Source organism: Microbulbifer maximicatervae (SeqCode) (assembly GCF_056231245.1).
The window spans coordinates 3,819,715-3,838,332 of record NZ_CP174334.1 but is presented as its reverse complement, the minus strand read 5'-3'; the positions used below and the strand labels follow the sequence as shown (position 1 = coordinate 3,838,332).

Below are 18,618 nucleotides of genomic sequence, written 5' to 3'. Positions count from 1 at the left end.
TTCTTATTCCATGAAGCCTAAACACTGTCGGGCGCACGTAGCATGTCAGCTTTCATACGTTCCTCCCTATGGAGATCACGCTGACTGGGCTTTGGAACCTTGTGAGTTCCTTGATCATCCACAACCCAGCTGAAGGCTCGTCTCTCCGCAGCCACCGACTTTTGCAGCAAGGTCAATCCCTGCAGTAGGGCCTCTGGGCGTGGTGGACAGCCGGGCACATAAACATCGACCGGGAGAAACTTATCGACCCCCTGAACCACACTGTAGATATCGTACATACCGCCGGAATTTGCGCAGGAACCCATGGAGATGACCCAACGGGGCTCGATCATTTGCTCGTAGAGTCGCTGTACCACTGGTGCCATTTTCAGGAAAACCGTCCCTGAAATTACAATCAAATCCGCTTGTCGCGGGGTTGCACGGATGACCTCAGCGCCAAAGCGGGAGATGTCGTGGCGGCTGGTGAAGGCGGTGGCCATTTCTACATAACAACAGGACAACCCGAAGTTAAATGGCCATAGGGAATTTGAACGGCCCCAGGAAACCAGTTCTTCGAGTTTGGTAAGGAGAATATTTTTTTCTAAATCTTGAGTGCTTATTTCTTCAGAAGGATTGCCGTGTTCGGTAGCAATCAGGTCGTCGGCTTTGCTCAGCTTCCAGCGCATTATGAATTCTCATTGTTGTTATTGGGGTTTTTGGCGTTTCTCCAAACTCTTCTGGTATCCGCCCCAGTCAAGTGCACCCAGGCGCCACAGATAAATAAGCCCCACCAGCAGTATCACGATAAATACGGTGGCCTCGATAAACCCGAGCAGGCCAGTTTCATAAAATGCGATGGACCAGCTAAACAGGTAAATCGCCTCCAGGTCGAAGACGATAAACAGGATGGCAACAAGGTAATAGGCGACAGAGAGGCGCAGACGCGCATTGCCCTGGGAAACAATACCCGACTCATAGGGCTCATCGGTAGCCGGGTCTCTGCGTTTCTGACCGAGAAAATAGGAAAGGCTGAGCATTAAGGTAATTAGGGCAAATACGGCCAGACAATAAACAATCAATGGCCAAATCTGAGGAGTGAACTGATCCGGGTAATTCAACTTCGCTCTCCCATGTTTCTGCGGGCGAAGCCCGTATCAATCACTGGTCTTGCAGTAAAAGGGCAAATCAAGAATTCTGATTTTGAGGGTGCTCTCACGCAAGAAGAGATAATTTGAAAAACGATTATTGCTTTTCTGAGAAATTTTTTAGTTGTCGGTAATCCTATTCGCTTGTCTGATTTATAAATCGTTGCGGGAGATAGCGCCAGTGGTGCGAAGGAACGTTTAATTCTTATGTGTATACTTTTTATTCGGTAGGGTTATGTAATGTCTTGCGACAGCTGAATAAATGAAAATGTGCGCCAGTTTTCAGAAGATGAAGGAGGGTCCTATTGCTATTAAACTATTCCTCTGATTAAAAGCAGATCGGTATTTTAGGGATACGCTGTACTGGAATTAGAATGTGATGTTATTGATTTGTTTGGCACCTAATAATTCCATCATAGTGCACTCCACTTGCGGTTCTGTATGGGACCTTCCACTTGTTATGAGTGAGGTAGTTTGGCCAAGCAAGTACATTTATCCAATTCTTCTCGGTATTTCTAACAAGGTACACATCGCTTGCGTTACATTGAAGCTTGTACCTACGGAACCCTTCTTCTATCACGGAATAATCTCGCCCCTTAAACTGAACTTCAGAGTCACCCCAATGGCCATCTGAGCTTTCAAAGCTTACATCGGGGTTGTGGATTTTTATAATGCCAAAGAGGAATGTGATTCCTAAAGCCAAAATTAATAAGCAAATTGCTCTTATTGTGGTGGTAGTCATCGCTTGCTTCTGAGTAACTTTTAGTCTCTTTTTAGGCATGCTTTCGGCGTAGGTATATAGAGCTTAACTTCTATAAGAATTGTAATATATAAGCAGTTTGTTGATTGGCGACAATGATTTGCTATGTGTAGATTACTTGCGAATTACAAGGTCACCACCACTAAATCGAATTTTCTGTCCTTCGAAGATAGCTTCCTCCCAGTTATCAGGGTTGGACGACTCGTTTTCATTTACCACTAAGTAGCAAAAATTTGGATTTTCAGTTTTGGGTAAACTACTTACTAGTGAACCTGCACTGATGCCATACTTTTCGCATAGTTCAAGCTGTCCTATCGCCGACTTTACCTGAATTAAAATGCCAATATGTTCAGCTTTAAGTTCTATCGATTCAAAGTCATTCACCGATTCTAGCTCGATTAAATATCTTTTTAATTCTTCTATGGCTGGGTTCATAGTGATTTACTCATGATGCCTCGCTGAGCCGAGGGCATACAGAATTTATTTTGTGATTAGCTCAACGAAGCATATGTAAATATTGTGCACATTCTAGTTATGATTTGTACCAATCTTTAAATGGAAAATCTAATAAATTGGAATTGTAATACTTTGGATCTCCAGTAACCTCTTTATCAATCCACTCCGGCAATTCCACACTCTCAGATTCACTTTGCATCTCGACCTCAGCAACAATCAAGCCGTCATTATCTCCATGAAAGATATCTATTTCCCAAGTGTGTTTTTCGTGTTCTACTATGAACCTCGTTTTATCTATGAGGGGACCATCACATAGCTCCGCAATCATTTCATTTGCGTCTTCAAAGGATATTGGATACTCAAACTCAGTCCGTGTAATTCCTTTACTTTCACCTTTCAATGTTAGATATGCATGATCTCCGATTACGCGAACTCTGACTACAGCTTTGGACTCCGTACTTATATAGGCTTGTTTGATTCTCTTTCCACCTGTAAAAGAAGCAATAGCCTTTTTATCAACTAAGAACTTCCGCTCAATTTCCTTTGCCATACTTTCTCAACCCTAAAATCTTAACACTTGCTTAATAGGCATATACGAGGTGGTCAAAATCTGAAACGTAGCGTAGTAGTCAGCCAGTATATGCCCTTGTTGGAGCACTTATAAACTGTTCTTGCCGACTTCTTTCAATGCAATCAACGCTTCCCTTGCTTTTTCAGATTGTACAAAAATATGGTCATGGAAGTATGCTGCAATTACATTTGCGCTAATACCCTTAGAAGCCAGTTTGTTTGAAACAGCGGCTGTTAATCCAACAGCCTCTAAACTAGAATGTACGGTTAAAGTTATTTGTTTATAAGTATTTTTAAACTGCAACCCCTCACGGCTTGCGATATCTTTTGTTAAGACAAGTGTTAATCCTTCTTTTTCGTTTAAGCTCGCAAGTGGGTTCCATTCAATATATTGAGCTAATGAGCCTGAAACAGTGCAAAATACAAATTCATCTTCAATAAGTTCGGGATTCATTTCGCTCAAAAGACGCTCTAATTCTATAATTCCTGACATTGCTTGAAAATTCCATATTTTTACTTGTACAGCAAGCGCCAATCAACATGGAGCATGGCTGCAAAATGGTGGTGGTCCAACAAATACTTGTTCTTGTGATCGTGCTTGGCTTTGTATGGTTGTTCTTGCCTGATTCTGATACTGAATTCCTTTTTGTTAGCGGAAAATGAAAGCCCATATTCAATGGTAACCTAAGTCCTTGATTTGTAACATATTGTTTGATAGCCAGCCTATCAAGGGCCGCATAAACGGGGACTTATCAGAAACCTATTAAGTGTAAATTGCATAGTCAGGTTTGGGCTTTAGGCAGAAAAATAAGATGACAAGAAAATGAAGAAGAGATAGAGGAACCTTTGGTGTTGTAACATATCGTCATACATAGGATTTTATCTCCCCCTGATAGTTCCATGCATAGGAATATGCAAATCATTGAACTTTATAACTTTCCATTTTAGTAATTAAGAAGTCCCAAAAAGCCTTGATACGTGCTGTGTTTCTCAGATCCTTATTAGCCAGAATCCACAAGGATGAGTTGTATTTAGCGTCCAGTTGATAGAGTTCAACTAGATCGTATGAGTCATCAGTTGGTAACAACGCTATCCCTTGATCATTAAGCGCAGCGTTCAATGCTGTAGTGATAGAATTACAATGTATGGATTTAGCGTTGTGTTTAATTCGTTTCTGATACCAGTGCACTGCTGGGTTGTCTAAGTGCACGTAGTCAATAGCTGTTAAGCGTTCAATTTCGGACAACTTGAAAGGAGCGTTATACCCACTAACTTTCAAAAAGTCTTCAGAAGCATAGATGCTTAAGTTTACATCTCTCATTTTACGTGCAATAAGGTTTTCCGGTGCTGTATGACTTGCCCTAATGGCAATGTCCGCATCGCGATGCTCGATATCCAGAGCCTGCTCACTTTCAAGGATCTCAAACTCAACGTCGGGGAATGACCTCCGGAATTCACTAACCCACTCGGGCAAAGTGGTCGTTGCCATTGTTGAGGGTGCGGTAACACGAATTAAACCTTGAACTTTGTCATGTTGCAGAGAACTTTGAATGAGGATGCCATCGGCCAATGACTCCATTCGCTTGGCACTATCCAAAACAGTTCGCCCCGCCTCAGTCAGTTGGTAGCCGCGACGACTAACAATAAATAGCTGCGTTGAAAGCTCGCTTTCAAGCTGCTGGATCCGCCTCCAAACAGTGGTTGAATTAACATTCAACTGACTAGAAGCCGCCTTTAAGGTTCCTTTCTCTGCAAGCGCGATAACGACCTTCAAATCGTTCCAATCCATGACATTACCCTGATGTTGCATTCATGCAATATAAGTTTGCCTTTTTGTCTATATAACTGCAATAAGGGAACACCTAGTCTGTGCTCGTCATTTAACGAAATAGGGTTCCCTTCATGAGAAAACAGGTAGTCATCTTTTACGTGGCCTCATCTATGTTCGCGGTGCTGATGATGATATCAGGCATGGCCAAACTAACAGGGAAGGAAGCCATTGTTCAGGCAACGGTTGATTTAGGCTACCCGCTTTATTTGTTGAAAATCTTAGGAATCGCCTATTTGATTGGCGCGATTGCAATTCTCCAACCAAAGTTCAAAACACTTAAACAGTGGGGATATGCAGGCTTCTCCATCGCTCTGATCGGGGCTTCGGGATCGCACCTACTGGCCGGGCAAGCGCTCAGCACCGCTTTACCAGCTACTGTCCTATTAGCCGTTTTAGCGGTTGTTATAACCTTGAATGCGAGACTGACTCGCCTTAATTTTTCTGATGAGGAAGTCAGAAATAATATCTCCTCACCGCAAAGAGCAATGTCAGAGGCCAATAAGATATGACCAGTTACGGTGTATTGGATAGAAATATGTCGGCTTACTCCGTTGATTGATCTGACAAGAGTAGCAATCAACAGGAATATAGTTTTATGGAGGTTGCTAATGTTGGATCACTGGGAAAATAGCCTTACCTGACACTCTTCAGGATACCTTGGAAGATGAGGTAACCGGTTCAGGCCGTATTAGCTGTCGGTCGAGTGAGTGTCCTGAAGAATTTAAGCATTGCATTTACACTCAGGAGTCTCTATCTGTTAGCCTCGATTTGCCTCCAATAAAATTTTCAGGGTCTGCTGGCAATTCTTTTTAAAAATTAGATACATTGAGGACAATCTTACGCCCTCCGTATAAAGGCTCAAGGACCATGCGTGCTTGTTGTAGCTCAAGGATATTGTACGTATATTCTTTTTGTTCTTTCTCATAATATTGATCGTATTCTACATACAGCACAGAGTCTTCTATAGACCAAACAAAATCATAAGTGAGCGGAAAGTGTGGGTGGCCAATATATGTATTAAACTCGCCTTTCTCTCCCTCTTGATAGGTCCAATGTTCTCCGGGCCTACTCCAAGTTTGAATTAACAGGCTTCTGGTAAGGTTGTCGTCACCTTCATAAGGTACCTGAATTGCGCAACTGATAGCAGTAGCTATTACTAAAATAATCAGAACGATACGCATAGTATCCTGGAAAACGCACTGTTTTGTAAGATTCTAGCAGGCTATCTACTTTTTTAGTTTTCATTAAGTAGTAGTTTCCATTGCTCTTAAAATATACTCCACCTGATTTACCCTCATGCCGCCTGCTTGGTCAGTTAGGCACTTTATCCTCGAATTTTGTAGCTATAGACAGATTCATGGATTTTTTTATAGCTGGGGTCAGAGCCATCAGATTCTACAACAGTGACTCCCTTTGCAGGCATATACAAACCGTACTCTGAAACGAATACACTACCATATTTGATATAAGCACCACTTTGGTCGCAATAGGAATGTCTTTTTCCAATGGGCTCGATATGTTCTACCTCGCTAGAAAAATACTCCCCTTTCTCTGCACATTTTAATAATAGCCGCTCCAAAGACTCAGTCGCTGCTTCTATATTTATGCTGTCTTCATCTATACTTGACGAACAGGAGCATAGAATTAAAACCATAGGTAAAAATACGTTTTTCATTATAGCTATTTTTTATTCCTAACACTTTAATCGATCAGCTGTATTGATTTTTTGGTAATTAGTTGTACTCTGGGCTTAGTACTAGGTACTTGCCCTGAACCCTAAAATTTAGCTTTTGTAGATCGGGCATCCATGTACCTTTATTGCTCCCCTGTGAATCCCATTGAGCTTGTTCATGCCAACCTTCATGGAGGATGGGATCTTTGCAATAAAAGCCATCTTTTCGAATGAGAAATTTGTTACATGGCAGAAAAGGGCGCTCCCAGGTGGGGTCTGGTAACCAATATGTCCCATCGGAGTAGGGCACTACGAAAACTGTCATTTCAGGATTTTTGACCACAAGAGCTTTATACCATTGATAATCGACTTCTAGTGCTCCAGCCTCTGGGATCTCGGACAAATCTATTCTGATTTTTGAGCTGCTCTTAGCAGCTTTATTTGGGTTCATAGAGGCGTGTTGCGACAAAGACTAAGCCAATTAAGATGCTCAAAGTGGTAACTAGTGATAATAGCTTGCGTCGATTCATAGGATTACTTACGCCTTTTGCACGTCCTGTTACATAAAGCCTCCACCGGTAAAGTAGACGCTAGCTTATATTCATCTTATGTGGTCATTTTTTCATATTGATCTTAAGGAAGGACACATCACTTGTCCATTAGGAGTCTAGCTCAGTCGGTATACTTGATTCTCTTTATAAACTTTCAACCCTAATATAAGAGATCCCAGTAAAGAGAGTTAACGAAAGATACTTACTGCTTTACACAAGGTTTCAGTCTCACTCTTATGGAACTCAACGCATTTGTGGTTTATTCGTGCATCATTAACTTTCTGCTCTACCCAAATTTTGGGTTGCATAACTACCATTACATTGGGGTTAGGTACCCCGTAATTCGACGGTTTTCTCTGTCTCGCATGCTCTCCTCACGGCTAAGCTGTTTGTAAAAGACGTGAGAGGACGTAATTGAATATCTATACAGGTATATGGTACCAGAGTGCCGTTGTTTGTGGGCAATGAATGTAAATCTTTCAGCTTTTAGAAACGTGTCGCACTTTTTTGGAGAATCAACTTCCTTATGCAGTTTCTCAACTTGTTTTGCTAGATATTCGTCTTCTGTCAGAGGTTGAGGTTTCATCCCTTTTCATACTCATACTACGGCTGGTCTTCTAGACCAACTTTTTCTCTCTACTTTCCCGTTGTTATCTATACTTCATTTCTGGATGTAGTCCGATGATGTCGGAGGTGGTACTCGTATCTACCATTAGTTGATTAATGATAGCGATCACTTTAACTATGAACGCTGTTGAGAATGCAACAAGGTGCTCTTCGCAAGTATTTTCGGAACCTTCTCCCGATATATTCAAAGAGAAGGCGATTATTCAATGGAGCAAAACTTCATCCAAGATTTGATTCGCGATCTCCCAAGTACCACGTAGTAAATTTCTTCCACCATTACCGCGCATCAGTCAAGATAACGTACGCAATAGAATTCATAGAGCTTGCCTTACTTATTGCCATTATAGGTACGCTTGTTTTGTAATTGATATCTATTGCGCCTGAAGTCTTTACTAGAAAAGTATATATTTTGACTTACAGTCGTCTGTAAATATGAGATAATGCTGGAAATAACTCTGTCGATAATAGACCTGTCTTCCATCCCATTTGTAAATTGGATTTATCTCAATGAAAAAAGTATTAACAGTATTGCTTCCAGCAGCAGTGCTTACAGGTGTTGTTGCGCCGAAAATTGTTGGCATTCAACTTGAGTCATCCATTGATGAAATAGTCACTGCCGCGAATGAAAATTCGGCATACACGGTTGAAGTAAAAAGCATGGATTCATCCTGGTTTTCAACCCAGACAACCTTTTTGGTGAGCTTGGATGTCAGTGCTTTCTCGGATGTATCAGGTGCCCCTGAAATTGATCCTTTTTCTGTAGAAGTAGACTTTAGTGCTTCCCACGGCCCCTTCCGTTTCGGCGAGCATGCTGGTTTTGGTTGGCTTGGCTGGACGCTAGAAGTTGCCGGTGATCAATTGCGTGAACATTTGGTTTGGGCTGAGGAAGCTCCTTTTTACCAGATCCATGGCAATATGAATGCCTTAGGTGGTTATTACTATAACGATAGCATTACGCCATTTACTACTGATGTTGAGAATCAAAAAGCTCAGTTAACCTTTAGCGGTTTTCAAGGGAAAGGGCAATATCAGGATGAGCAACTAGCTTATCAGGGGAGTGCCGATAGCCTTACCGTTACTTCCGAGCTAAGGGATTTTAAGGTTGAAAGGTTGACTATGGATATGACCATGCCTTCCTCCCTTGAAGCAATTTTTGAGAGTGCTTTTTATGATTCTGATACAACAATTAACCTTGGCGTCATCAAGTTAATAAATGATAAAGAGCAGGAAGAAAATGTTGACATTGCTGATCTATATATAAAAGCCAGTACTGAACTTAACCCAGAAAATCAGCTGGGGAATATGCAAGTTGCCTATGGAACTAAAAAGGTTGATATAGCTGAATTCCATGGTGAAGACCTGGCCCTTGAGCTTGAGGTCACCAATATCAGTCAGGAATTTTTGAAGTCTTATCAGGACTTTGCCGTCTCACTCAATAAACTACCTACGGAAGAAGCAACCGCTAAGACAATGGAGTTTATGAGCGAAAACTTGCTATCTTTAGTGGCTGGCGAGCCTCAACTGAACATTACCAGCTTACGTGGCACTTTCCCACAAGGCAGCTTTAACAGTAACCTTCATACTAGCTTAGTTGGCATCAGTGCGTTACCGGAGCAACCGCTAGATCCGGCTTTTTGGCTGTCACACACCTTAGTTGACGGAGAGCTAAGTGGCGATAAAGCTGTGATTGAATTTATTGCCGTACAAGTGATGAAAGCCCAATTGAAAAATAACCCTCAAACTCAAGGTATGAGTGAAGAGCAACTGGAGCAAATCGCTGCTCAACAAGTGCCGACGATATTAGCGTCTCTTGAACAGCAAGGTTTGTTAGTGTCTACCAATGACGGCTACATCTCAAATGTCAGCCTGAAAGACAGCGAGCTTAAGGTGAATGAAAAACCTATGCCGCTACCGCTTTAGCAGATATTAGCTGTTTGTGATAGAAGTGGCTTATTTTAAGCCACTTCATACTTCCCCTTCTCTTGTTACTCTTCCAAGGCTGATGATTCATTTGTTTTCCTGTTTTAACAGTGTTGTCCTGGGTTGCCAATAAGGTTGGACATAGGTTAGTGTTGTAGACGGTATAATCGCAATAATATCTCATCTAAACATTGCTGCCCCGTGGTTATCATGAGCTCATATGTGACTCTCTAAATACTGATGATGTAGTTATTAAATCAAAGCTAAGTAATAATAAGTGTTATAGCTTGTGGTGCTCTATTTTTAATTTTAGTATTTTTTTTGGTAAGTAATTATCAATATATTTAGATTGCGAAAGATCGCTTTGTGGATATCTTTAGGGTGGGGTATTGTTAGAACTCTATTTTCAGTTTTTTGATTTCTGATTTGCTAAATTTTTTATCTTCAATATCACATGTATCCCTTACTTTATTCATGTGTTCTCCGTTCGGCATTTTACACTTGTGTATATAATGTGTGTATTTAGCATTGTTAGCACCTAGCAAAACATGTAGTGCTGAGTCTGGTGCCTAATCAAGTTACGTGACTATGACTTTTTGCTTTTGCGGATTTTAAACATTATTATTTCCAGAACTCCTTACATCAATTAGCTACGAGACCGCTGGATCAATATTTCCTGAAAATATTTTACTTGTAGATGGATTAATTCCATAAGGCTATTAACGCTTGGGGTTATCTGTAAAGCTTCGCCGTGTCCAGCTAATTGATTATTGTTAAGCGATGCCTTATCTCTCTCCTGACTTGCATTGAACAGCTTGATTTACCTCGCTGAGTATAAAGTTACGAAATGCCTGTACTCCAGGAGTGTAGTGGTCTAATCCTTCCGGACACTTCGCTAAGATGGTAAAACTACCAAGCGAGGTGAAGTATGACAACAAAAGGTACACGTCGGCATTTCAAGCCGGAATTTAAGAAAGACGCCGTAGCGCTAGTCTCTGAGCAAGGGTATTCAATTTCTAAAGCAGCAGAGGTTGTAGGAACAACAGCCAATAACCTGCGACGCTGGATAAAGGAACTGAAGCAGGAAGAAGACGGTGTGAGGTTGGATGTAGGTGAGCGCGCAGAATTAGAGCGATTACGACGTGAAAATAAGCAGTTGCGGATGGAGAAAGAAATCCTAAAAAAGGCCAGCGCCTTCTTTGCGAAAGAAATGAAATAAAGTACAGCTTTATTGAAAAACAGCAAGGCAGCTTTCCTGTTAGGGTGCTCTGCCGGGTAATGCAAGTAAGTAAAACTGGTTATTACGATTGGTGTTGCCGTGGTAATAGCTCAATAGATGCTCAAACATGGCAACTATGCCATCGTTTGAAGGCCCTATTTGCAGAATCTAGACAGAGCCTGGGAAGTCGTCGGTTAATGAAGCTGTTACGTAAAGAAGGCTTTGAAGTCGGGCGCTATCGAGTCCGCAAGCTCATGAAAAAGCTAGGCTTGGCAGTAAAGCGTAAGAAGCGATTTACACTGACGACAGACAGTAAACATCACCTGCCGGTCGCAGAGAACCTTCTGAATAGGGAGTTCTCACCGAGCGCTAAAAATCAAGTTTGGACGACTGATATTACATATATTTGGACTTCGCAGGGCTGGTTGTACTTGGCGGTAGTGATTGATCTCTATTCGCGCCGGATTATTGGTTGGCATCTAGATCGCAAGATGGAAACGGCCCTGGTAACTCGTGCGTTGATGATGGCTGTCAATTTGCGTTCGCCCCCAAAAGGTCTCCTGCATCACTCTGATCGTGGCAGTCAGTATGCCAGCCATACCTACCAAACGTTATTGAGTCAGCATGGGATGGTGTGTTCAATGAGCCGTAAGGGAAATTGTTGGGACAACGCACCGACTGAACGTTTCTTCAGCAGCCTGAAGCGGGAGTGGGTAACGGGAAACCTTTATCCGACAAGGGAGGATGCGGTAGCAGATGTAAGAGCCTATATTGCTTATTACAACTCACGCAGAATACATACAACACTGGGAGACCTAGCCCCTATCGAATTTGAGAAATGTGCTTAAAGAAGTGTCCGGTTGGAGTTGACCACAACAGAGTATCAAGTTTTTCGTATGGGCAGACAAGATAATAAGAGAAGTTGGAATCAATACTTACATCGAATGGTTTTACGATTCTTCCAGATTTTAAGTCATCCTCGATTAGCGATATTCGGCCCAGCGCAACGCCTTGGCAGTTTTCGACTGCAATTGCGAGAGAGTTACTATCATTCATGACGCTACCTGATCGCGGATCGACATCGTCGACCCCGGCTGCTTTGAGCCACGATGCTCAATCGTCAAAATTATCTTCATGCAGTAAGGTTTGATGCTTGAGGTCGGAAGGCTCTTTCAAAGGATTTTTGCCGTTAAGCAGCGAAGGGTGGCAAATCGGGCTTAAATCGAGCGGCAACGAAAGCCTGGTCACTGAGCCTTGCCAGTTTCCATCACCAGCTCGAATGGAAATATCGACGCCATCGTTAGTGAAATTGGCGAGAGCCAGGGTATGGTGAACATTCAACTGTATATCAGGGTAGGCTCTCCAGAAGTTACCTAACCGCTGTATTAACCATTTGCTGGCAAAACTGGGGGTTACGCTCACGGTTACCACCGGAGATTGACTCTCGGCTTTGATGAGGTGGAGCGTATTTTCGAGTCGATCAAAACATGCACTGGCTTCGGATAACAGCTTTTTCCCAGCATCGGTCAATGAAATCGACTTTCCCGCACGATGGAACAATTTTACACCCAGTCTCGACTCCAAATTTCTCACTTGGTGACTGATCGCCGTTTGCGTAACGCTCAACTCCTTCGCAGCATCGGTAAAACTCATATGCCTTGCCGCAGCCTCAAACCCACGCAAGCCGGCCAAAGATGGTAAAGATCGTGTTTTGGTATGAATTAAACTCATAAGTACATGTAATTATATCCTTTTGCTACCAATTTTAAAGATCGTATATTGATCTCCACCCATGAATTATTTGCACTAGAGGATAGCGTAATGTCCGAAACAAGAGTTGCTATTATGACTGGAACTGGTCAGGGAATTGGTGCCGGCTGCGCCCGCGAAATGGCTAAGGCGGGTTACAAAGTCTCGTTGATGTCCCCCTCCAACCGCAGTGTTGAACTGGCCAAGGAATTAGGTGGTATAGGGCGGCAGGGTTCGGTTCTCGAAACCGCAGATCTGCAAGCAATGGTCGACGACACGATGCAAACCTATGGCCGTATCGACGCCGTCGTTAGCAATATGGGCCATGGTGGCGGGGTGCCGGAAGAAATTAAAACAGTAGGGTTCGATCCTGATTTCAACGGCCCCCTGCTCGAGCTAAGTGATGATCTCTGGCATGAGAGCCTCGATATGTACGTGCTCAATGTCGTCAAGCTTGCCCGTATCGTCACGCCGATTTATATCGAGCAGGGGGGAGGGGCATTCGTCAATATTTCTTCAATGAATACGGTTGAGCCGAGAGCGCCTTATCCGATGAGCATGCTGCGTGGCGCTTTACATAGTTTTGCCAAGCTCTATGGTGATCGTTATGCAAGATACAATATTCGCATGAATAATTTAATGCCGGGCTTCTGTGAAAACGTAAACCTGTCGGAGTTTGCCCGCAGATCCATACCCGCACAGCGCACTGCCACGTTCGAAGAAATCGGGCAGACCTGTGTCTTTCTTGCTTCACATGAAGCCCGATACATCAATGGGCAAAGTATCTTGTCTGATGGCGGTATGAATCGGGCGGTTCGCTAGACACTAGCGACTACTTGATTTAGTTGAAAATCCTATTAGAGCGCTCAGTACTTTGAAGCCCAAATTGCCAACCTATGCATGATTGCCTTCTGTGATATCTTGTCTTCTGGAAGCGGTTGAATTACTTTATCGTGAACTAAAAGACGGTAAATATATTCGAGTTTCTCGTGAGCTGAATCGGTAGCTTCGAACTCGACAACTCCTCGCTTGGTGCCATATGCAGTACCGAGTGCTATAGCCTTTTTCACTAACTCTTTTTCGTTTTTGAGTTTCTTCATTATTATGTCTCAACGAGGTTGTCGATATTACGCACCTACCGTTTTTAGCAGAGGGAAACTGCGGAACCGCAGGTCTAGTAATTTTTCAGCTTACCTAAATTTGTTAAGGACTGAACCTCGGCACTAACTCTCCAAGTATGCCCCAACAACCGATTCTAATTCTTGAACTAACTCTGAGTCCATGTACTTGTATTCATCTGGGATATCTAAGACATGAACTGGCTTATGATCCAGGATTCTAGAGAATTCTGCTATTAGCCTATTTTTATGCTTTTGTTCCATGATGAATATCACGTCAGCCCAGCGAACATCCGCTGAGCTGACTGTTTTTTTAGCTCGCGGGCTGGTACCCGCAGATTTAGCGTTGAAATCAGGGTGTTTTCTCCAAATGGCTTCAGCTGTAGGACTACGCCACTGATTCCGGCTACATATGAATAAGAGATTTCGCATATCTTAATCTTTCTCAGGAAGCTCAGTATTTAGGATTTGAAGCATAGTTCGCTTGGGGTACTCGATCCCTAATTGCTTAGCTCTACGAAGCTTTTCAGAGCATGTATACATCAACTTCCAGTTTTTCTCCGAAATCCTCGGCTTTTCAATTCTAGCACTATTCTTATGGGGCTTAGCTTTGGTCTTGGATCTTCTCGCAGCCCTGTTTCTTAAATCATCCATTATTCTTTCCTCTATCAATTATCGGGTTCAGCAGCCGCGATAAAACGGAGAGGACTCCTAATCTTGCGTGTGTTTAACACTTGGCGCGACGAGGAAGCACACAATGCTGAGTCCAGCAACACCTAGCATGGGCATGGACTAATGGAGTTATAGCCCACTGTAGGAAGATTACCGTTCAATGGATTCCATTAAATGCTAACTACTAGCGAATGGCAACTGCAGCACTGTGAGATCTTATGGAGAGGAAGCCGCTAGTAAAACGGAGATTCATTACGGATAGGGAACCGCCAATTGCGGAGCCGCACGATGGGTGGCATGGGGGGGCTAGAAACTACCGGCTACCCGATTTAGGTTTTTTTTCGCTACGATGGAGAATATATGCCAATGATGCGGTGTACCATCTGTAGTTTCTCCTGAAAGGTCATGTTCAGTCCACTTTAATAGCTCAAAGTTACTGAGGTATTTTCTTATCTTCGATTCATTCATAACTAGAGTATCACTCCAAAATGCTTCCTTATCATACTCAGGCCCAGCCATTGTGTCTTTCGGCCCTAGGAATGAACCACAAAAGATTCCACCCTCTGTCAAAGAGTCAGTTATTTTCAACCAAACTGACTCAAAATCTTTTTCAGGACAAAAGAAAAGACTGGCATCAGCAACTACCAGCGAGGACTCAGGATAGTTAAAAGTATTAAAACTATCCTTTGATAGAATAACCTGCTCATCATCTTTGAATCGTTTACGACATCTAGATATAGATTCATTTTCGATATCAAAGGCATGAACTGTGAAATCTTTACCGCGCAAATAAGCGATATCTGATCCTGCTCCACAGCCACAATCAATAGCAACCTTTCTTCCTTTTACTTCGCTAAGAGCAAAAATTAAATCTTCTCGAGTATCACTGTGTTCTGTTGAGTCATAATATTTGGAGATTTCTCTCGTTGACATTCCCTATCTCCGATAAGCAGAAAATCTAACGTCGCCAACAGCGGCCGAGCGTAGCGAGGTCCAGCTCCCGAAGGGGGGATGCTACTTGGCCTTGGTATTCCCAGTATGGGCGTGGACCAATCCCCTGTAGGAATATCACTGCTGAATGGGATCCATTAAATGCTAACTACTAGCGAATGGCAACTGCAATACCGTAAGGTATCGTGGGGAAGAACCGCTGGTAAGACTACGAGCTGACGGACCGAAATATCCTAGAAGGCTTAGCTTGGAGGCGAGGTGGACAGGGATACCGAAGCCATATGATCTAACGGGTAGAGTAAATGATATCGTTGCGTGATCGCTGGGTAGATACTCATTACCGATAGCGAGCTGCCCATTGGGGCCCGCACGATGGGTGGTGTGGAGACCGGTAGATAAAAACTACCGGTTACCCGATTTATAAATCGTTAACGGGGGATCAGGGTATTTAAATCGATGTCAGTTCACGTTTATCCAACGCAATTCGTCCTGATAGAACGACCATCTTGATATTTTTAAGGTCACGAATATCACTCCAAGGCTGACCATCGACAAGTAGTAGATCAGCAGATTTACCAACTTCAATAGTCCCCAGTTGATCAATTAACCCTAAAGCTTCGGCACCATTTCTAGTGGCGGCTATAAGCGCTTTCGCATCAGGTAGTCCAGCATCAACCATGCGTGACAATTCATTGTGGTAGCTGTCACCAACAATCATTTTGCCTTGTGTATCAGTGCCAACTCCAAATTGAACTCCAGCCTCGTGTAGGGCCGGTATATTCAAGTGTCCCTTGGGTTCTCGGCCTAAAGTTGGCACATAAACTATATTGTGCTCGACAATTAATTGCATTGTTTCTAGGCTAATGAGATTGCCATGTCGCACACCATGCTCAATGGTAGTTATTCCAGCTTTAATAGCTTCATTAGTTTCTTGTGGAGAGCCTGTGTGTACCGCAACCCAAAGCCCATGCTTGCGAGCTTCTGTTGTAATAGCCTGCAAGGTTTCCTTTGAGATGCGTGGTAACGTGATTTCGCCTTGTTCATTTGTATGGCCCTGATAGACGGCTTTAATACCGTCAATGCCTTGCTCAACCAGAGCAGCGATTTTCTCCTTTACATATTTTGGATCATCGGATTGCACGACCATTTGCTCGATCATCCGATTTGGTATTCTTTGAACCGGATGTCCACCAGGAGCAGTAAATATAGGCCCCGCAATAAACATATGTGGCCCAGCAACCTCCTGGTCATCAAGTGATTTTTTTAGCTTATAAATTCCCGAGCTGGGATCGCCGACGGAACGATAACTTGTAATACCTGATTCGATCAGCTTCCGTCTAACATCTGGTTGCAATCGGATCGAATTCCAAATCATTGCAGGTAAGCTGCTCTCGCTAGAATCAGCTTTACCACTGAAAAAATGACCGTGAAGCTCTATGAGTCCAGGTACAATTGATTTACCTGTTGCATCAACTTGAATAGCATCTATTGGTACTTCACAAGTATTCCCCAGACAGGAAATTTTTCCATCTTCTACAAGGATTCCAGGGTTCTCAATGGGCAACGTACCAGTACCATCAAATAAGCTACCATTGCTAATCCACATGCTTCTACTTGGTTGCTCCCAAACATATAGATTATGGTTGTAGGCGACTATAAATGCGATCCCACCAAGGACAACAAAGCTGGCAAAATATTTTAGAAATTTTATCAATGAGAATCTCCCTTATAATTATAACGCCCGACCACCGAGCAAATTTTGATAGCGATTTGTGTGTAATTTCGCTTAAAAAGTGACAGCTAAAATTTATCCCGTGCAGCCACCTGGTACGCCCAGCATGAGCGTGGATTAAGTGGGGTGAAAGTCCCATGTAGGAGGATCACCATTTAGTGGGTTCCATTAAATGCTAACTACTAGCGAATGGCAACTGCAACACCGCGAGGTCTTATGGGGAAGAGGTCACTAGCAAAACTACCAGCTGACAAATAGAAACATCCTAAAAGGCTTAGCTTGGAGGCGAGGTGGCCAAGGATACCGAAGCCGGGTGATCTAACAGGTAGAATTAATGATGCAGTTGTGGAGTGAAAGATCACGCTCCTATCTGGGGGGATCTGTTTCACTTGCTGCTGCGAAGCTGTCTGCCCAACCCGTTAGCTGACATCACGGGAATAGAGAATAAGTGGCGAACACAGCAGAGCCTCGGTCAGTAATGGCCAAAGTGATTAAACAGAGGTCAGCCGACGGCATAGTAGCTAAGTGCCTAGATTAATACCTTGGATACGGTCAAAGCCTCAATCCTAAATCCTCGCTCTAAAAGACAGGGCTAGCCTACCGATACGTTTTCAGTTGGATAAAGTTGAGGTACCGCACTGCCATGATACTCAACTCAATTGAAGAGCTGTTTGAGACTATCGTTCGCCCGTACAGATAGGGAGCCGCCCATTGCGGACCCGAACGATGGGTGGTGTGGGGGCCGGTAACTAGAAGCTACCGGATTTAGATCAATTAACCTTGATGAGCCCACCAAAACACCCCTTTGGCCCACCAACACCATAGGTATACTCGTATATTTCACCTGCTTTGACGGTTAGCTCAAAATCATTTTCATTGCCAGCGCACGACATAGTAATTGTATGTTTGCCTGGGCTGACTGCTACAGGGCCATTTTTTGTATTTGCAGGTAGGCCATCAATGGCAGTCAAAGAAACCGTTGAGCCGCCGCTTGTTATTGACCAAATATTGGTTGAGCCTGCCCTAATAAATGCTGATTTCTCTAGATCTTCCTTTGGGATAGAAGCTGCGCAACCAGCTAGAAAAAATACCAGTGACAATGCTATTAAAATGCATCTCATTTTTTTCTCCTTAGAATTTGCGCCCTGTTGCACTTTCGGGGGTTAGATTGCAGCTGCATGTTATGGCTGGAGCTTACCCTGTCGTTGAAGCCAGAGTGCCCGCTCCTGATGTTTTGATAATCTTGGCCTTGTAATTGTTATAACTATAAACATGTTCATTAGACCGATGAAAAAAGTAAATGGATTTCCTGTTACCAGTAGCAACAACGGTCCAAGTAGAAATATTAATCCAGCAGGAATAAGCCTAAGCTTAATACTATGGGCGCTAATTGCCAGCTTAACAAAACCTCCGAGGACTACTCCTGGAATAACCCATCCTAAAACAGAAACAAATAACTCCGGCGCAGCATAAAAGACTGCTAATGTTGGAAAAATTCCAATCAGTGTGGCTATCAACATGCCCCACAGGCTTTCTCGTTTATTCAAGTTTCGTAATATCTCTTTTTCTTCTTGATATTTTTCTATTGTCATCTCTTACTCGATTACCAACTTAACCATAGTGCGTCAATAACCCACAGCTGAAACGTAGCGAAGCGGATTGTAAG

19 protein-coding genes are annotated in these 18,618 nt (G+C 43.1%); 4 read left to right on the top strand and 15 right to left on the bottom strand.

Annotation, left to right across the window (positions count from 1 at the left end; translation table 11 throughout):
- Positions 1–17 precede the first annotated feature (17 nt).
- The 6 genes from ACJJIS_RS16890 to ACJJIS_RS16865 form a co-directional block, all read right to left on the bottom strand.
- Complete coding sequence (locus ACJJIS_RS16890; RefSeq protein WP_282934025.1) at positions 18–665, bottom strand: NADH-quinone oxidoreductase subunit B; 648 nt, start codon at positions 663–665, stop codon at positions 18–20.
- 18 nt (positions 666–683) lie between these two features.
- Entirely contained in the window at positions 684–1,097 is a 414-nt protein-coding gene (gene ndhC / locus ACJJIS_RS16885; protein ID WP_444906223.1) for an NADH-quinone oxidoreductase subunit A, read from the bottom strand.
- Between the two features lie 901 nt (positions 1,098–1,998).
- On the bottom strand, positions 1,999–2,319 hold the full coding sequence (locus tag ACJJIS_RS16880) for a hypothetical protein (protein WP_444914550.1): 321 nt from the start codon (positions 2,317–2,319) through the stop codon (positions 1,999–2,001).
- 97 nt (positions 2,320–2,416) lie between these two features.
- Entirely contained in the window at positions 2,417–2,890 is a 474-nt protein-coding gene (locus tag ACJJIS_RS16875) for a CYTH domain-containing protein (RefSeq protein ID WP_444935068.1), read from the bottom strand.
- A 108-nt stretch (positions 2,891–2,998) separates the two neighbouring features.
- Positions 2,999–3,403, bottom strand: a complete 405-nt coding sequence (locus ACJJIS_RS16870) for an ACT domain-containing protein (RefSeq protein WP_475708621.1) — start codon at positions 3,401–3,403, stop codon at positions 2,999–3,001.
- A 426-nt stretch (positions 3,404–3,829) separates the two neighbouring features.
- Positions 3,830–4,699, bottom strand: coding sequence for a LysR family transcriptional regulator (locus ACJJIS_RS16865; RefSeq protein ID WP_475708620.1), 870 nt, complete (start codon positions 4,697–4,699; stop codon positions 3,830–3,832).
- Positions 4,700–4,812: 113 nt separating this feature from the next.
- Here ACJJIS_RS16865 and ACJJIS_RS16860 point away from each other — a divergent pair, with 113 nt between their 5' ends.
- Complete coding sequence (locus ACJJIS_RS16860; RefSeq protein ID WP_475708619.1) at positions 4,813–5,250, top strand: DoxX family protein; 438 nt, start codon at positions 4,813–4,815, stop codon at positions 5,248–5,250.
- 300 nt (positions 5,251–5,550) lie between these two features.
- On the opposite strand, the gene ACJJIS_RS16855 is transcribed toward ACJJIS_RS16860, so the two are convergent.
- The 3 genes from ACJJIS_RS16855 to ACJJIS_RS16845 form a co-directional block, all read right to left on the bottom strand.
- Positions 5,551–5,922: a hypothetical protein gene (locus tag ACJJIS_RS16855; protein ID WP_475708618.1), complete on the bottom strand. Its 372-nt coding sequence runs from the start codon at positions 5,920–5,922 to the stop codon at positions 5,551–5,553.
- A 143-nt stretch (positions 5,923–6,065) separates the two neighbouring features.
- Positions 6,066–6,416, bottom strand: a complete 351-nt coding sequence (locus ACJJIS_RS16850; RefSeq protein ID WP_475708617.1) for a hypothetical protein — start codon at positions 6,414–6,416, stop codon at positions 6,066–6,068.
- A 58-nt stretch (positions 6,417–6,474) separates the two neighbouring features.
- A complete protein-coding gene (locus ACJJIS_RS16845; RefSeq protein ID WP_475708616.1) occupies positions 6,475–6,864 on the bottom strand; it encodes a hypothetical protein in 390 nt (129 codons plus the stop codon).
- 1,234 nt (positions 6,865–8,098) lie between these two features.
- Here ACJJIS_RS16845 and ACJJIS_RS16840 point away from each other — a divergent pair.
- Complete coding sequence (locus tag ACJJIS_RS16840; protein ID WP_475708615.1) at positions 8,099–9,511, top strand: YdgA family protein; 1,413 nt, start codon at positions 8,099–8,101, stop codon at positions 9,509–9,511.
- Between the two features lie 928 nt (positions 9,512–10,439).
- A protein-coding gene (locus ACJJIS_RS16835) for an IS3 family transposase (RefSeq protein WP_475708187.1) occupies positions 10,440–11,578 on the top strand; the annotation gives its coding sequence in 2 pieces (ribosomal slippage) (positions 10,440–10,689 and positions 10,689–11,578; 1,140 coding nt in all).
- 265 nt (positions 11,579–11,843) lie between these two features.
- Here the strand turns inward: ACJJIS_RS16835 and ACJJIS_RS16830 are convergent.
- A complete protein-coding gene (locus tag ACJJIS_RS16830; RefSeq protein ID WP_475708614.1) occupies positions 11,844–12,461 on the bottom strand; it encodes a LysR family transcriptional regulator in 618 nt (205 codons plus the stop codon).
- A 90-nt stretch (positions 12,462–12,551) separates the two neighbouring features.
- Between ACJJIS_RS16830 and ACJJIS_RS16825 the strand changes: the two genes are divergently transcribed.
- Positions 12,552–13,301 carry an SDR family oxidoreductase gene (locus ACJJIS_RS16825; protein ID WP_444895008.1) on the top strand — a complete coding sequence of 250 codons (750 nt, stop codon included), beginning with the start codon at positions 12,552–12,554 and terminating at the stop codon, positions 13,299–13,301.
- Positions 13,302–13,345: 44 nt separating this feature from the next.
- On the opposite strand, the gene ACJJIS_RS16820 is transcribed toward ACJJIS_RS16825, so the two are convergent.
- The 5 genes from ACJJIS_RS16820 to ACJJIS_RS16800 all read right to left on the bottom strand — a co-directional run bounded on the left by ACJJIS_RS16820 (position 13,346) and on the right by ACJJIS_RS16800 (position 18,544).
- Positions 13,346–13,579, bottom strand: a complete 234-nt coding sequence (locus ACJJIS_RS16820) for a DUF5062 family protein (protein ID WP_413664607.1) — start codon at positions 13,577–13,579, stop codon at positions 13,346–13,348.
- A 996-nt stretch (positions 13,580–14,575) separates the two neighbouring features.
- A complete protein-coding gene (locus tag ACJJIS_RS16815) occupies positions 14,576–15,202 on the bottom strand; it encodes a class I SAM-dependent methyltransferase (RefSeq protein WP_444895006.1) in 627 nt (208 codons plus the stop codon).
- 466 nt (positions 15,203–15,668) lie between these two features.
- Entirely contained in the window at positions 15,669–16,934 is a 1,266-nt protein-coding gene (locus ACJJIS_RS16810; protein WP_475708613.1) for an amidohydrolase family protein, read from the bottom strand.
- Positions 16,935–17,722: 788 nt separating this feature from the next.
- Positions 17,723–18,073 carry a hypothetical protein gene (locus tag ACJJIS_RS16805; protein WP_445360292.1) on the bottom strand — a complete coding sequence of 117 codons (351 nt, stop codon included), beginning with the start codon at positions 18,071–18,073 and terminating at the stop codon, positions 17,723–17,725.
- 60 nt (positions 18,074–18,133) lie between these two features.
- Positions 18,134–18,544 (bottom strand): hypothetical protein, encoded by a 411-nt coding sequence (locus ACJJIS_RS16800; protein WP_475708612.1) that lies wholly within the window; start codon positions 18,542–18,544, stop codon positions 18,134–18,136.
- Positions 18,545–18,618 lie beyond the last annotated feature (74 nt).

What these genes read in the sequence shown, in the direction of transcription:
- ACJJIS_RS16805 (WP_445360292.1), bottom strand. Translation starts at nt 18,073, where the DNA reads ATGAGATGCATTTTAATAGCATTGTCACTGGTATTTTTTCTAGCTGGT.
- ACJJIS_RS16815 (WP_444895006.1), bottom strand. Translation starts at nt 15,202, where the DNA reads ATGTCAACGAGAGAAATCTCCAAATATTATGACTCAACAGAACACAGT.
- ACJJIS_RS16880 (WP_444914550.1), bottom strand. Translation starts at nt 2,319, where the DNA reads ATGAACCCAGCCATAGAAGAATTAAAAAGATATTTAATCGAGCTAGAA.
- ACJJIS_RS16860 (WP_475708619.1), top strand. Translation starts at nt 4,813, where the DNA reads ATGAGAAAACAGGTAGTCATCTTTTACGTGGCCTCATCTATGTTCGCG.
- ACJJIS_RS16820 (WP_413664607.1), bottom strand. Translation starts at nt 13,579, where the DNA reads ATGAAGAAACTCAAAAACGAAAAAGAGTTAGTGAAAAAGGCTATAGCA.
- ACJJIS_RS16865 (WP_475708620.1), bottom strand. Translation starts at nt 4,699, where the DNA reads ATGGATTGGAACGATTTGAAGGTCGTTATCGCGCTTGCAGAGAAAGGA.
- ACJJIS_RS16890 (WP_282934025.1), bottom strand. Translation starts at nt 665, where the DNA reads ATGCGCTGGAAGCTGAGCAAAGCCGACGACCTGATTGCTACCGAACAC.
- ACJJIS_RS16850 (WP_475708617.1), bottom strand. Translation starts at nt 6,416, where the DNA reads ATGAAAAACGTATTTTTACCTATGGTTTTAATTCTATGCTCCTGTTCG.
- ACJJIS_RS16830 (WP_475708614.1), bottom strand. Translation starts at nt 12,461, where the DNA reads ATGAGTTTAATTCATACCAAAACACGATCTTTACCATCTTTGGCCGGC.
- ACJJIS_RS16800 (WP_475708612.1), bottom strand. Translation starts at nt 18,544, where the DNA reads ATGACAATAGAAAAATATCAAGAAGAAAAAGAGATATTACGAAACTTG.
- ACJJIS_RS16845 (WP_475708616.1), bottom strand. Translation starts at nt 6,864, where the DNA reads ATGAACCCAAATAAAGCTGCTAAGAGCAGCTCAAAAATCAGAATAGAT.
- ACJJIS_RS16825 (WP_444895008.1), top strand. Translation starts at nt 12,552, where the DNA reads ATGTCCGAAACAAGAGTTGCTATTATGACTGGAACTGGTCAGGGAATT.
- ACJJIS_RS16855 (WP_475708618.1), bottom strand. Translation starts at nt 5,922, where the DNA reads ATGCGTATCGTTCTGATTATTTTAGTAATAGCTACTGCTATCAGTTGC.
- ACJJIS_RS16840 (WP_475708615.1), top strand. Translation starts at nt 8,099, where the DNA reads ATGAAAAAAGTATTAACAGTATTGCTTCCAGCAGCAGTGCTTACAGGT.
- ACJJIS_RS16870 (WP_475708621.1), bottom strand. Translation starts at nt 3,403, where the DNA reads ATGTCAGGAATTATAGAATTAGAGCGTCTTTTGAGCGAAATGAATCCC.
- ACJJIS_RS16875 (WP_444935068.1), bottom strand. Translation starts at nt 2,890, where the DNA reads ATGGCAAAGGAAATTGAGCGGAAGTTCTTAGTTGATAAAAAGGCTATT.